At 48.9% G+C, this 13,646-nt stretch carries 18 protein-coding genes; 14 read left to right on the plus strand and 4 right to left on the minus strand.

Annotation, left to right across the window (positions count from 1 at the left end; all coding sequences use genetic code 11):
• Nucleotides 1-144: 144 nt before the first annotated feature.
• Nucleotides 145-1,158 carry a phage integrase gene (locus tag QNH99_RS03490; protein WP_072404486.1) on the minus strand — a complete coding sequence of 338 codons (1,014 nt, stop codon included), beginning with the start codon at nucleotides 1,156-1,158 and terminating at the stop codon, nucleotides 145-147.
• A gap of 5 nt (nucleotides 1,159-1,163) precedes the next feature.
• Nucleotides 1,164-1,775 (minus strand): phage repressor protein CI, encoded by a 612-nt coding sequence (locus QNH99_RS03495; RefSeq protein ID WP_410517281.1) that lies wholly within the window; start codon nucleotides 1,773-1,775, stop codon nucleotides 1,164-1,166.
• A 90-nt stretch (nucleotides 1,776-1,865) separates the two neighbouring features.
• Here QNH99_RS03495 and QNH99_RS03500 point away from each other — a divergent pair, with 90 nt between their 5' ends.
• The 14 genes from QNH99_RS03500 to QNH99_RS03565 all read left to right on the plus strand — a co-directional run bounded on the left by QNH99_RS03500 (nucleotide 1,866) and on the right by QNH99_RS03565 (nucleotide 10,690).
• On the plus strand, nucleotides 1,866-2,102 hold the full coding sequence (locus tag QNH99_RS03500) for a regulator (RefSeq protein ID WP_072404490.1): 237 nt from the start codon (nucleotides 1,866-1,868) through the stop codon (nucleotides 2,100-2,102).
• Between the two features lie 34 nt (nucleotides 2,103-2,136).
• Entirely contained in the window at nucleotides 2,137-2,646 is a 510-nt protein-coding gene (locus tag QNH99_RS03505; protein ID WP_072404492.1) for a phage regulatory CII family protein, read from the plus strand.
• Nucleotides 2,647-2,656: 10 nt separating this feature from the next.
• Nucleotides 2,657-2,836, plus strand: a complete 180-nt coding sequence (locus QNH99_RS03510; protein ID WP_104933736.1) for a phage filamentation protein Fil family protein — start codon at nucleotides 2,657-2,659, stop codon at nucleotides 2,834-2,836.
• A gap of 1 nt (nucleotide 2,837) precedes the next feature.
• Nucleotides 2,838-3,221 carry a hypothetical protein gene (locus tag QNH99_RS03515; protein WP_024471084.1) on the plus strand — a complete coding sequence of 128 codons (384 nt, stop codon included), beginning with the start codon at nucleotides 2,838-2,840 and terminating at the stop codon, nucleotides 3,219-3,221.
• Between the two features lie 70 nt (nucleotides 3,222-3,291).
• The gene (locus QNH99_RS03520; RefSeq protein WP_039342011.1) at nucleotides 3,292-3,519 is read left to right on the plus strand and encodes a DUF2732 family protein; all 228 of its coding nucleotides are present in this window, start codon (nucleotides 3,292-3,294) and stop codon (nucleotides 3,517-3,519) included.
• The gene (locus tag QNH99_RS03525) at nucleotides 3,519-3,746 is read left to right on the plus strand and encodes a TraR/DksA family transcriptional regulator (protein ID WP_104933734.1); all 228 of its coding nucleotides are present in this window, start codon (nucleotides 3,519-3,521) and stop codon (nucleotides 3,744-3,746) included. Before QNH99_RS03520 ends, QNH99_RS03525 begins: the two co-directional genes overlap by 1 nt.
• A complete protein-coding gene (locus QNH99_RS03530) occupies nucleotides 3,743-4,579 on the plus strand; it encodes a DNA adenine methylase (protein WP_205957008.1) in 837 nt (278 codons plus the stop codon). Before QNH99_RS03525 ends, QNH99_RS03530 begins: the two co-directional genes overlap by 4 nt.
• A complete protein-coding gene (locus tag QNH99_RS03535) occupies nucleotides 4,576-6,864 on the plus strand; it encodes a replication endonuclease (protein WP_410517282.1) in 2,289 nt (762 codons plus the stop codon). The genes QNH99_RS03530 and QNH99_RS03535 overlap by 4 nt, the downstream gene beginning before the upstream one ends.
• An 83-nt stretch (nucleotides 6,865-6,947) precedes the next feature.
• The gene (locus QNH99_RS03540; protein ID WP_410517283.1) at nucleotides 6,948-7,136 is read left to right on the plus strand and encodes a hypothetical protein; all 189 of its coding nucleotides are present in this window, start codon (nucleotides 6,948-6,950) and stop codon (nucleotides 7,134-7,136) included.
• Between the two features lie 143 nt (nucleotides 7,137-7,279).
• Nucleotides 7,280-8,443, plus strand: a complete 1,164-nt coding sequence (locus QNH99_RS03545) for a hypothetical protein (RefSeq protein WP_410517284.1) — start codon at nucleotides 7,280-7,282, stop codon at nucleotides 8,441-8,443.
• 26 nt (nucleotides 8,444-8,469) lie between these two features.
• Nucleotides 8,470-8,880 carry a hypothetical protein gene (locus QNH99_RS03550; protein WP_410517285.1) on the plus strand — a complete coding sequence of 137 codons (411 nt, stop codon included), beginning with the start codon at nucleotides 8,470-8,472 and terminating at the stop codon, nucleotides 8,878-8,880.
• Nucleotides 8,877-9,542, plus strand: a complete 666-nt coding sequence (locus QNH99_RS03555) for a hypothetical protein (protein WP_410517286.1) — start codon at nucleotides 8,877-8,879, stop codon at nucleotides 9,540-9,542. Before QNH99_RS03550 ends, QNH99_RS03555 begins: the two co-directional genes overlap by 4 nt.
• Before the next feature lie 393 nt (nucleotides 9,543-9,935).
• Nucleotides 9,936-10,397: an STM2901 family protein gene (locus QNH99_RS03560; RefSeq protein WP_105082436.1), complete on the plus strand. Its 462-nt coding sequence runs from the start codon at nucleotides 9,936-9,938 to the stop codon at nucleotides 10,395-10,397.
• Nucleotides 10,391-10,690 (plus strand): DUF1493 family protein, encoded by a 300-nt coding sequence (locus QNH99_RS03565; protein WP_105082435.1) that lies wholly within the window; start codon nucleotides 10,391-10,393, stop codon nucleotides 10,688-10,690. Before QNH99_RS03560 ends, QNH99_RS03565 begins: the two co-directional genes overlap by 7 nt.
• A 37-nt stretch (nucleotides 10,691-10,727) precedes the next feature.
• Here the strand turns inward: QNH99_RS03565 and QNH99_RS03570 are convergent, their stop codons facing one another.
• On the minus strand, nucleotides 10,728-11,777 hold the full coding sequence (locus tag QNH99_RS03570; RefSeq protein ID WP_410517287.1) for a phage portal protein: 1,050 nt from the start codon (nucleotides 11,775-11,777) through the stop codon (nucleotides 10,728-10,730).
• Complete coding sequence (locus QNH99_RS03575) at nucleotides 11,777-13,543, minus strand: terminase ATPase subunit family protein (protein WP_262959491.1); 1,767 nt, start codon at nucleotides 13,541-13,543, stop codon at nucleotides 11,777-11,779. The genes QNH99_RS03570 and QNH99_RS03575 overlap by 1 nt, the downstream gene beginning before the upstream one ends.
• Nucleotides 13,544-13,646 lie beyond the last annotated feature (103 nt).

Consider the following 13,646-nt stretch of genomic DNA (forward strand, 5'->3'; position numbering starts at 1 on the left):
AGCGACCAAGCGATTATGAGTCCGAACTAGTTTTGAATGAAAACAGTAACTTACTGTTTTATAATAAATTTAGCTTGGCATATAGAGACATATAATGACATATAGTGACATCCTCTGCTGCCATTTTGCTGCCATTTTTTCGACTTACAGGCGCTCTAGGGGATTAAGGTTAATTGCTTCTGAAAGATGTTCCGGTGCAAAGTGTGAATAACGCATTGTTACCTTAATATCGGTATGACCTAAAATGCGTTGCAATACCAAAATGTTCCCGCCATTCATCATAAAGTGAGATGCAAAAGTGTGACGCAAAATATGAGTAAGCTGGCCTGGCGGAGTTTCAATCCCTGCTCTTTTTAATGCGGAACGGAAAGCGGCATAGCATGACCCAAACAAAGGTTTTGCATTCCTGCAGGCAGGTAACTCCCGAAGTAAATCATCACTGATGGGAATTGCCCGATTTTTTTTACCTTTAGTTTTAGTAAAGATGACTTTACCAGCCCTGATTTGATTACCTTTCAGTGTTTCTGCTTCACCCCAGCGCGCACCTGTTGCCAAGCACAATTTAACAACGCTAAGTAGATCTTTAGAGGTACTTGCTTCGCATTCTTTTAACAATGCTCTAATTTCTTCATTACTCAAATATGCCATTTCGGATTCGGCAATTTTATACTCTCTGACGTTATCCAATGGATTAGGAGCCTTCCACTCATCCAGGCGGCGCAATTCATTGAATACCGCCCGGAAATATGCCAGTTCAAGATTAACGGTGCGGGGGGTAACTTTTTTCACGCGATTTGATCGGGTGATTTTTCCAGACAAGCGCTGCTCGCGGTAAGCTGAAAAAATTCGAGCATTAAATTCTGTTGCTAATGGATTGCCCATTGCTTCACAAGCAAAGGCCATCGCATCTTTTCTTTTCTTCCCATCAGTCAAAGTTATGCCGTGAGCGTTGTACCAATTTTCGACAAGATCGAAAACGGTTCGTTTGTCAGTTTTTTCACCAAGCCAAGGCTTTTCCTGCACCTGATCCTTAACGTGCTTTTCAAAGGATAACGCCTCGCCTTTTGTTGCAAATTGCCTCCTCACTCTTTTACCGTCACGCCCATTAGGAAAGAATTGCGCCAGCCACTTACCATTAGCTAGTTTACTTACGGCCATTTTTTCTAAATGTACTCCGTCTTATTGACGATTTTACCTAACACCGAAATATCATTCGGCGAGCACTCGAAGGAAGCCGGACCATTCTCAACCCTTAATTTCTTACCGGGTAGTCTGTACAACTCCTTGATGCTGGTAAGGCCGTCAATGTCTATCAGCCATAATCCGTCTGTAACCTCCGATCTAGCCCCGTCAACCAAGTAAATTACATTTTCTAACTCCACTAAAAACGGTTTTGTGATTTCAGGGCGAAGTAGTCTTGAGTCATAAGAAACTTCAAAACTGGACTGTATAACCCCATTTGAGATCTTTTTTAGGTTCATTTTGGTTTGTGTGTCGGATGAGTCAGTCCTGCCAGAACTACCCTCGCCAGTTGCAAGCCAGAGAATCGGTGTACCGGTATCCAAGTGGCAAGCTATCAGCCAATCATGCGGAAAAGTGTCACGCATCCAACGGTTTGCCATGGTGCTTTGTGAAATACCCAAGTGATTACACAACGCCTGGCGAGTTGAGAAGTTATAAGCCGTCATGATGCGATTTATAGCTTCGCGCCCGCCACCTTGTGATGGGTAAAGATGCTTATTTACTTCTTTTGGGGTTTCTGTAGTGTTTGACATGTTTGATTTGAGATCCTATTATCGCAAGTGTGATGTGTGACATATACTGACATATAGTGACATCTAACAACCCAAAAGGAATCTTGCATTATGAAAAGTGATTTTACAATGCGCCCGAATCTCAACTTTGTGATTTCTGAACCCTTCATCTCTTTAGATGAATACTGTCGCCGTACCGGCATTTGCCAACGCACCGCGCGCAAGATGTGTAAGGAAAACCGCCTTCCTATCAGGAAGAAAGGCGGCCTTAACTCGCTCGTTGAGGTCAATATGCTGGCTCTCATCGTTGAAGCTGCATCTGACTACCACATAACACTGCAAGCCTGATGCATCCATATTGGGATATTGAAAGGGATTAATCATGTTTGATTTTCGAGTATCCACACATAACCACTTTGACGAGGCCTGCCGTAGATTCGCCCTGTCTCACAATATGAAAGAGCTGGCACAGGCTGCAGGCATGAACGTGCAGACCCTGCGCAACAAGCTGAACCCTGAGCAGCCGCACCAGTTGACCGTTGCGGAAATGCTTTTGCTCACTGACCTGACCGAAGATGCAACCTTAATGGATGGTGCGCTGGCACAGCTACATTGTTTGCCTTGCGTACCAATGAACGAACACGCCGAGGAAAAATTGTCAGCCTACGTTTTGAAGGCAACGGCAGAAGTGGGGCAGCTGGCAGCCGGTGCAGTGAATCAGGATGCGTTGAGCACTTCCTGTCGCCGCAGCCTGATGAAAAGCGTTAATACCGGCATTCGCTGCCTGAGTCTGGCCGCTATAGCAGTACAGGCCCGCATTCATTCCAATCCCACTATGGCATCAACCGTAGACGCGATCAGCGGCCTCGGCGCATCCATTGGCCTGAGCTGAGGGACTGATAATGATTTCACTGGCATCACGTCTTAAGCGTCAAAGCCCGTCAGTATCATACGGCAACGGCTGGATCATGGGTGAGAATGGCAAGCCCTGGCATCCGTGCTACAGCCAAACGCAACTGCTGCAGGGGCTGACCAGCAAACGCAAACCCGCCAGTTTTATAGCGCGTTTATTCAGGGGGTAACATGCAGCGAGTAACAGGAAACACAACCGCACAGCAAGGCCCGGCATCTTTTGCCAAAACTCATTCAACGGGCAATCGTGCTGATGCTGTTAACAAAATGTCGTTTGATGAGTTTCGGAAAAGCTGGCGGCAGCAGCGTGACAATAATGCTAACCCGTCGCTGCGTTATTTCAACCGTCAGAATGACGAGTTTAAATTTTGCGTGTTAACCCTGGCTAACCGCGAAAATCCTAAAACATTTTCACAGGAGGAAATCGGAAAGCCGTTTGAATACTTCGACGAATACCGCCGCGAGTTAATCATCATGGCGATGAATAAAATGGCGCGCTGGGGAAAGATTCTGCCCCGACAGTTTTCTACCGCAGACTGTTTTTTACCTGAGTAAATAAGACTCAAAAAATTAATGGCGTAAACCCGCCGGGCATTCTTTTGCCCTGAATCTGGAGATTAGAAAAATGAGAAATACCGAAACCCGCAATTTTGAAGCCGATGCAGACACGCTTAATGCACTGCTGAACAAGGCTAAAACAGAACAGCGCAGCGATGATGCGCTTGCCGTGTCAATCCGCATTGCGGCGCTGGTCATCCATGCCCGCAAGCACGAAATGACCGCGCCGGAAATCATTGAGCTGCTGGATAAAGAGGCAGAGCGTTTTGAGCATCAGGCGCGGGAGTTGCACTAATGGCCGATTCAATGGATTTAGTCCAGGCGCGCGTTGAGGAAGAACTGCAGCGCAATCTCGCTAAAGCACGTAACCAGCCTGTCGGGGCTGGTGAGTTTTTTTGTCTTGCCTGCGATGAGGCGATACCGGAGGCCCGTCGCCGCGCGGTGCAGGGTGTTACTCACTGCGTCGCCTGTCAGGAAATCGTCGAGCTGAAAAGCGCCCACTATAAAGGCGGTGCTGTATGAGTACGATCCTCAAGTGGGCGGGCAACAAAACCCGCCTCATGCCCGAGCTGCTTAATCATCTGCCGCAGGGGCATCGCCTCGTTGAGCCCTTCGCAGGTTCCTGCGCGGTGATGATGGCAACGGATTACCCGGCTTATTTAGTGGCTGACGTTAATCCCGACCTGATTAATCTTTACCGCCAGATTAAAGAACACACGCGCCCGTTTATCGTAGTGGCGATGAGCCTGTTTACCCAAAACAAAAGGGCAGAGGATTATTACCGCATCCGCGAAGCGTTTAATCATGACCCGGCTTTACCTCTGCTCGAACGCGCCGCACATTTCCTTTACCTGAACCGCCACGGCTATCGTGGCCTTTGCCGTTATAACCGTAAGAGTGAATTTAATATTCCTTACGGTAACTATTCTGAACCCTATTTCCCCCTGGAAGAAATCGAAACGTTCGCAGCCAAAGCCCACCGTGCAACGTTTATCTGCGCTGATTTCCGCGAAACACTGAGCATGATTCAGACCGGCGACGTCGTTTATTGCGATCCGCCTTATGACGGCACGTTTAGCGACTACCACGCAGGCGGATTTGATAAGGCCGCGCAGCAGGACTTAGCCAGCATGTTAACCAGCGTGTCAGATCGCTGCCCGGTCATCGCTTCAAACAGTGATACCGACTTTACGCGCACGCTTTTTAATGCCTACGAGCTGACCAGCGTCAGGGCTGCCCGCGCGGTTGGTGTAGCCGCCGGTGACAGTAAAAGCGCGGCAGAAATCATTGCTGTTCGTCGTCCTGCCGCTGTCTGGTTTGGGGTTGATATGGCTGCAAAAGAGGCAGCTACATGATTGAGCCGTACGCTTACCCGTGGAATACGCCACGGGAAGCCATCGCCAGCCCTTATCCCACCTATGAGGAAATGCACAGCCGCAGTCAGATGATTGCGGCTTTAGTGCGTGCGCAGGAGCTGCTTGAGCAGCAGCCGACGCTGATCCAGATTGACGTTAAGCGTCGCGTCAACGAGCTGGAAAAATCACAGGGCATTGCCCGCGCCAATGCGTACTTAACGAAAACTTTCGTCGAGCGCACATTGCCGCGAGTTGAATGCGTTAACGAGCAGTACCAGGTGAAGGCTATGGACGCCAGCACCTTTAACCTGCTGACACAGAACGCCACGAAGGAGACTGGCGCAGCGCGTGCCGGTGGACAGCTTTGGGAACTGATGAAGCGTTTTAACCGCCTGGCTGATATGTCGCGTGCCGACGTGGATTTGCTGGCCGGTGATATTGCCAGTTTCATTCTGGCCGAGCTGGTACAGGCACACGCGCAGGCAACTGATGAGTCAGATTATAAATACACGCACCGCGTCTACATGACAGCGGCGGCCATTACCCGTGAATTTAATCAGACGCCGCCACTGTGGGATAAGGTGACGTCCCGTTTCTTTGATCCCGAAGAAGTCACGCCCGCCGTGCTGCGTATGCAGACAGAGAAATGGTGGACGGGACGACTGCGCCGCGTTGCTGCGTCATGGCGGGAACACCTGCAGATTGCCCTGGCTAACGTCAGCAAAAAGCACACGCCCTACGCCAGCAGAATGACGGTTTCCGAATGGCGGGAACAGAAACGCCGTACCCGTGAGTTTTTAAAGGGCATGGAACTGGAAGACGAGGAAGGCAACCGCATCAGCCTGATTGAAAAATACGACGGCAGCGTGGCAAATCCGGCAATACGTCGCTGTGAGCTGATGACCCGCATTCGCGGCTTTGAAAATATCTGTAATGAGCTTGGCTATGTCGGGGAGTTTTACACGCTGACCGCGCCGTCACGCTATCACGCCACAATTAAAACCGGGCATCGTAACCGAAAATGGAATGGTGCCAGCCCTGCAGACACGCAGCGTTACCTTTGCAGCGTCTGGCAGCGCATCCGGGCAAAGCTGCACCGTGATGACATTCGAATCTTTGGCATTCGCGTTGCTGAACCCCACCACGACGCAACGCCACACTGGCACATGCTGATGTTTATGCGTCCCGAAGATGCGGATCAGGTGCGCCAGACAATCCGTGATTATGCCTTTCAGCAGGACAGCAACGAGCTGACCACAGATAAAGCCCGTAAAGCGCGCTTTCATGCCGAGGCCATCGATCCGGAAAAAGGCAGCGCTACGGGTTACGTGGCTAAATATATCTCTAAAAATATCGACGGTTACGCGCTGGATGGCGAGCTGGACGACGAAAGCGGCAAAGAGCTGAAAGAAACCGCGCCCGCTGTTTCTGCTTGGGCGGCCCGCTGGCACATCCGCCAGTTTCAGTTTGTCGGTGGTGCGCCGGTTACGGTTTACCGCGAGCTGCGCCGCATGGATGACACCGAAACCGCCCACGGCCTCAGCGTTGAGTTTGCTGCTGCGCATGACGCGGCAGACATGGGCGACTGGGCGGCATACGTTAACGCACAGGGCGGCCCGTTCGTGCGTCGTGATGAGCTGGCCGTGCGCACATGGTATCAGTCGGGCGATGAGCTGAATGAATACGGTGAGGAAACCGTGCGTATTAAGGGCGTCTACGCAACTGAGGTTGGCGCAGACACTCCGATTTTAACCCGTCTGGCACAGTGGAAGATTGTTCCGAAACGTGCCGTTGATTTTGGTTTTGACCTTCAGGGCGCGCCCGCGCCCTCTCGGAGTTCTGTCAATAACTGTACGGGGCGTTTGAGATCTGAGGATTCAAACCCGCCGGAAAGTGTGGGAGAAATCGATCTTAAAAGGATGAGCCGTAAAGAACGGCGACGAATGCTGGCCCGACTGAGAGCAGAAAAACCGGATAAAAAGCACCTTGTGCTGCGGCGGCCAGACAAGATAGAGACGGCTTGTGACAACGTGATCGGCCAGGTCAGAGATTTAAGCGGCGAAACCATCAGTCGCGGTCTGGCCGTGCGCCTGATTGGTGGCACGCAGACAGAAATTGCGGGAAAAATGTTCCGCAGCACCTGTTACGGCGACTTAGTGCGGTCATTCAGGAGCAAAGATGACAATTCACGCAAAGACGAAATACTGGGTCGTTTCAACAGCCTTTCTGAAAGGGCTAAGGCGGCCAACTTACTTAAAGCTAAAAGCGAAGCGTACAAAAAGTAAGGCTAAGAGTAAAAAAACATTTCACATTAAGAATGTTCTAATATACTGTATTTATGTACAGTTGTTTGAAAGGGGGTAATGTTATGCAGGATCATTTTTTTGAGTCATTGAAGTTACAACGTATTGATTTATTTCTTAAATTGGTTGCATCGAGTGAATGTAGTGAAGATGAAAAGAATCTGGCAATCCAATGGGTGTCCGAGCTGACTGATGAATTAATGAAAAAGGTCAGAAGTCACGAATACGCCCGTTCAATGGATGTATCTGAGTAAAAGAAAATCCATGCTGGTAGCATTTGAAGTTGTTCGTAATTAGTTAAAATCGACGATTAAATGTCTCACATGCTGCCTTCGTTATGTTTGAAACTTCTTGCAATACTTAAAATAGTTAAGATAAGTTTATTCTTATGGTGCTAGTGCCACACGCCAGCACCGCACTTCACATTGCCCTATGGGCGTTATCTATTTTAGGTGGCTACATGACAACCAGTGCTCCGATCGTTCTCTCTGAAACAGAACTCAAAACAATACTTACGTTAACTGAACGACTTAGCTGGAATGTTGCCAGGCCAATTGTGGGGGCACTTGGATTGCCCACAGGTAAGGGCCGCGAAGCAACTAATGAAAAAGTTCTCGAATCTCTTATTGAGTTAAAAAAAATTGATAAGATAAAGTTCGATAAAACCTTGCAGACTGTAAATAGCGTTTTAGATGGGCAGATAATGTTCGGTGAAAAGGCCCTATTTAGCCTAACTGCGGACCAAAAATTAGTTGAATCATTAGGGAAAAAGCTGAGTGTAATATGGAATGCGGCCCCAAAAACTGGAAATCTTTCAGATACCCTTCTCGATGAATCTCAGGTCAACGCACTCACTAAAAATGAGCCTAAAATAGTTTTTTGTTCATTTGGTAACAATGTTTGCACTATCCTTTTTTCTTCGATTAGAGAACAGGTGGTTCGGGAAAAAATACCTGTGCAGACCTTACCCCAATATCAAAATTATGATGAAATAATAGCAAAGAAAAAAGAAAAGAAACAATGTTATGATGTGTGTATCCTTGCTGGAGATAAAATTCACATCTTAATTGATTCTGGTGGTAATGCTATCGGTGAAAGTATTCTTTTCTCAAAGGGAAACATTGTCAGTGAGTTGTACAAGATAAACGGTGCCAACTTCAAAGCTGTTGAAAAAGACTTCTATCCGTTGATTGAACCAATTTTTAATCAGTCTACAGCACCTTATTCCAATCTTAGTTATAAAATATTCGATTTGTCATTTTTGACTAATGAAGGCACTACACATAAAGAAAAGAAAAACACGGCTAATAAAGATTTGAGAGACGACCTTTTTAATAAAGAAGGAATTAAGGCAGTTGGTAATATAGGTCTTTATCGCATTGGGATAAGAGTTGACAGGAACAACCCTCGACTGCAGCTTGCTGACAACATCGAGTTGATTATTCCCGGTACTCTAAGACGGCATCTTGGGGGAAGCGGCGTTGCACCTGTAAGCTATGCTTTACTAAGCAAGTGCATATGTAAAGAGGATTTCGAAACATTGACTAAACTGATATTATAGAGCCATTCAATATGGGGGATTCAACAATGTCCAATCTTATCATGAGCATATGCAAAGACACGCCTGAAATAGGTGAGTTAGCATGCTTTTTGCATGATAGGATTGAAGACTATGCAAAAAAATCCCCTAATATCCTTTTGAGCTATAAAGATATTTTTTTTATAACTGAAAAATATTGCGCTGAAACTCAAGTTAGTCAAGAAAATTCAATTTATGCGGTACATGTACTTTGTAACCCATCGGTGGATTTTTTAAAGCTTAAATATTATTTCATAGACGATTTTAATGATCCTGTGGAAATTAGAATCAACGATGTTGTAGAAGCAAATGCTAGTCATTCACTGGAGCATCCTTATACTGGTGAATTAATATATGATTATAAAAATTATGTATTCCCCTTTTTTACTGTAGAACATGGTTTCAAAGAGGAATTATGATGAATTTTTCTAAGCCAATGTCTTTAGCTCAACTTGATCAAGATATGTTTCTTAGTAAGGTTCACTATTCTTTAGAACGTGTTCGGTTTGCTCTCGAATCGTATAATAATTTCAAGCAATTTATTAGGATTGAACTTGATGATGCAGTAAAGTATATAGAGCAAAACAGTAATAAATTCACTTTCGATTTGACGGAGGATCAGCTAACTCTTATTTTATTGTCGAATGTTAAGAATAGTCATCTTGGCGTCGAAGCTTTTCATGAAAATAATCAGCGAGGTCATTGCGACATAACAATTAAACTTCATAACTTTATTTGGCACGGTGAGGCCAAAAAACATACTAAGGCTTATAGCTATTTATTTAAGGGGTATGCTCAACTTACAGAAAGATATAGCACTGGTACTGCTGACAGTTCTAGCGGTGGATTAATCATTTATACGAAAAATAGTAAATGTACCGAAATGATGACTAAATGGTCCAACCATTTGAGCAAATGTGCACCTCGTATACATTCTTGCCGCTCTATTGATATCAAACCTTGCTTAACAAATCCTCTAGTGTTCTATAGTTCTCATACGCATAAGGTTAGCGGGCTACCTTATGAGGTCACACACTATCCCATCAATTTTTATCATAAGCCTGCCGATCCAGATCTCTAGCTGCATATTTAAAATGCTTCACTTCAAGATTCTCGAAAGCACTTTAGCATAGTGCATGCCTATACTGCATGAATCCGCATGATCCATAAAGGTTCGTTTACCCGTCCTCCCGCCAATACTGACTGGCTTTTTTGGATGTCATGCAGGTGCATGAAAACCACTAGATAAAGTGCGCAGGCGTGGCGGGGCTACGAGCGCGCGCCACGACGATTAGGCCATGACCATGCGGCCCAATTTCCGGCCCGCTGCCGTGTGATGTGGTTTCGGATGCCCCCTGCGACGGGCGAGGGCACAGGTGCGACAGGATGCGTTACAGGGCCTGTGGTAGGGTGCTGGAAATTGAAAGTCGTTGCGGTTAAAGTTTAATCACGCTTTTTATTGCGAGGTGTGGTGATGGATACAACCGAACAGCTTAACGGAACCTATTTTTACGGCGGCCTTTCAAATCTCAATGCCGGTGAGCTTTTTTTCTGGATTATGGTTGATGTGACTGCCGAGCATTTCACGGGGGCGACAGCTGCAACAGGTAACGTTATGGCAGCAGCTGCGATTTATGCCGGGCGTAATAACGTCGCCGTGTCCGGCAAACTCGCAAACGCTACGCCTGGCACTTCATGGGCTTCTGTTCAGTCGCGCAGGCTGTTGCAAAAATACAGGCTGCCTTTCCCGCTACCGACGATAGTTGGAAATCCGTTTAAAATGAAAATAATAATGACAAAAAAGCTAGGCACGTTTGTTGGCAGGACAGTGCCGGTTATTGGCTGGGCCATAGTGGCATCAGACGTGGCAATCATAGGGTGGAAGTCGGTAAATCGTTACAATACGATAGCGCGTGCGGAGGATAGAATATGGTGATTGATGATACTGAAAAAGCTGTATTCGCACTTGTTGAAGAATATAACGGTCACTGGTTTTGGCTGCGCAAGCGTTTCCCCCTGACACACACTACCGATCTGAATAAGGATTTCAGGATGGCACCGGAAGACGCCGCCGAGCTGCTGGAAACTTTCGCGGAGCGATTTTCTGTCAACCCGAAAGAAATAAACTTCGGTCGTTATTTTCCGGCAGATAACGGCAAAGCGGAAAAGCCGCTGACCATTCAGCTGTTGATTGATTCAGCCCGCGCCGGTCAGTGGGCCGATAAATAAAAAAAGCGCCCGCAGGCGCTTTGCTTTGCGATGTGTCTTAGCTTTCATCATCCAGAACGAGGTTGTAAGGCGCAAACTTTATAACTTCCTCGCCAAGCCAGTCGTTTAACTCTTTCATGCGAGCCTGTAGCGGGATGAGTTCGTTACGTACAAATACACGACTGGCTTTTTCAACGTCACCAAATCCGCCCGTATTGTTGGGGATGATTCCCATAAGCTGCGGCGGCACCCGGTGCACGGCCAGCATATCGTCACGGCTCACGTTTTTGATGTTCAGGAATTCATCCTTTGCTGCTACCTCTGACAACGGGATGATCTGAATGCCGTCTTTTTTGCCGGTCGGCGAATACATAAACAGATTGCGGAAGTTGCCAGGGCCTTTAGCGCTTTTCATTGCTTTGCGCATGGCGTCTACGTCTTCCTGATTCTGCGCCGGGTCTGTCACGTACATGATGAAACCGGCGTGACTGCCGTTCAGGTAATATTTTCGGCGAAACAGCGTGGCGGACTCGTTCAGCAGCACGGACGGGATGGCCGACAGGTAACCGGGCAGGCCGTAAACTTCCTGATTGAAGTCCGGCTCCATCAGGTGAAATACGCTGCCCGCCGTAAATTCATAGGGCTGTGTGTTGAGTCCGTACTGCACAAACCAGTAAGTATCTAGATCCGTGCCGCGTCGCGTGTATTTTGCCAGTGACGGCTCAAGGCTTAAGGTATTGCCGAGGCGTGATGTGCGTCGCTCCAGGTAGGCATTACCAAATACTAGGTAATCCTGAGCAAACCGGGTGAAAGCCTGCTGACTTAACAGCGTGTGCGGGACAAAGGTACTTGCCAGAATGTTACATTTCACGCTGAGCGCCGAGCTGTGGTGCACAGCCGCGCGGAACGTGCGCGCCAGCCCTTCAAAACTCACGGGCGGCTCATACCAGCGGTCATTGATAACGCATTCCACGTAGTCCAGTATTTCGCGGCGATCCAGTACCGGGATCGGGTCGCCAAAGGTAAACGCCTCTGCCGCCGGTGCGCCCGTCATGTTGTCCTGTCGCGGCACGGGCTGCGTGCGTGCGCGGTTTCTGCGTTTGCTCATTAAAACATCTCCATAATGTTGCGTTTACCTGCCGCCTCGCCCTGCAGCGGTTCATTAGCCAGTGCGTGCATGACCGCCCAGGCTAAATCTGCGTGGCTGGCTTCTTCGCTGCGGCTGGCTTCGTAGGTAGGGCGGTTGCCGCTGGCCGTGGTGGCGCGGCGGATTGCCATAAATGACTGCGCAATGTCGAGGTGTCCGGCGTCAAACTCAAGGCGCTGATGGCTGATGATGTCGTAAGCCTTGAGCACCAGGGCGTTTTTGACGTTTGGGTTATAAACAAACTCTTTAACCTGCGGGAAAAATGCCTTCACGTTTTCATAGACGCCGAGACCGACGCCGGTCGAGTCAATGCCGATGTAGGTCACGTTGTACTGTTTTGTCAGCGCCTTAATGGCGTCGGCCTGCGCGCGGAAGTCCATTCCGCGCCACTGGTGCCGCTCAAGGATGCGGAACTTACCGCCCGACACGGCAGGCGGCGCGATAACCACACAGCCCGCACTGTCGCCGTTTTGCGTGCCTTTGGCCGGGTCATAACCGATCCACACTTCGTTATAGGCAAAGGGGCGCAGGGCAAAGGCTTCGAAGTCCTTCCACACTTCCCAGCTGTCTACCATGCACGACTGCAGCATGGTCAGCGGGAACACCGACGCCAGATCGTCCACAAACTCACACATCAGCAGGTTCTGGTATTCCGGCGGACTGTACTCAAGGCGCAGCTGGTCGAGGTCAAAGAGGTTACAGCCACCGCTTACCGCATCTTCAATCGTGACAATCTGGCGATACTGGCCGTCGTCGCAGTACCGGCCCCGCGAAAGGTTGCCGTGCGTCAGATCGATGTCAACGCGCTCGGCTTTGGCTCGGCCCCGGTTAAACAGGGCGCCAGACCAGAACGGATAAGCGCTGTGCGTAAGGCTGGACGGAGTGGAAAAATAGGTCTGTCGCCATTTTTTATGCAGCGCCATGCCCGACGCCACTTTGCGCAGTTCCTGAAATCTCGGTATCCAGAAATATTCATCCAGGTAAAGGTTGCCGTGATAACTCTGCGCGGTGCGGGCGTTGGTGCCGAGGAAATACAGACATGCGCCGTTAGCCAGCGTCATCGGGTCGCCTTTCAGGTCTACGTCAGCCTCGCGGGCAAACTCAATAATGTACTGTTTGAAAACGTGCGCCTGCGCCTTACTGGCGGATAAAAATATCTGGTTGCGCCCGGTGGTCAGCGCATCGATCAGCGCCTCGCGGGCAAAATAGAATGTCGCACCAATCTGGCGCGACTTGAGAACGTTCCTGATGCGGTGCTTGTTTCCGGCTTCCCACCAGTTGCGCTGATAGCCGAACATTGAGGCGTGAAAAATTTCCTGTAATTTTTCGATCTGCTCGTCGCTGAAAACGTTCTTTTCAGGTGGCGTGCGCGGCCCTTTGTTGCGGTTCGCCACTTTGGGATTGAGATCGGCCTCATTGCCGCCGTTGTTGAATTTGCCAATGCGCGCCTGCTGCACAGCCTGACGGCTTAACAGGTCAATTTCCTTGTAATCCTTCCCTTCTTTGTCCTCTTTCATGACCAGCTGTGTGTAGCGCGCGGCAGTGGTGAGCTGCATCTGGTCAAGCGGGCCATAGTCGCCCCACCTGTCGCGTTTTTTCCAGCTGTGAACGGTTGCGGGTTTCTCTCCCAGCATTTCAGCAATGCGGGCGATGCGGTATCCCTGAAAGAACAGAAGCAAAGCCTGTCTGCGGGGATCGAGGTCTGCGGGGGCGATTGTCGTTGTCATGGCCCCAAAATACGGCCCGCCCGTTTCCTTTTCCGCCGCCCGTGATTGTGTGAATTACGGTACAACGCCGCCGCGTTGTTTCAGTACCCCTCTCGCCGCAAAC

The sequence above is a fragment of the Pantoea allii genome, from assembly GCF_046529425.1.
Classification (GTDB): domain Bacteria; phylum Pseudomonadota; class Gammaproteobacteria; order Enterobacterales; family Enterobacteriaceae; genus Pantoea; species Pantoea allii.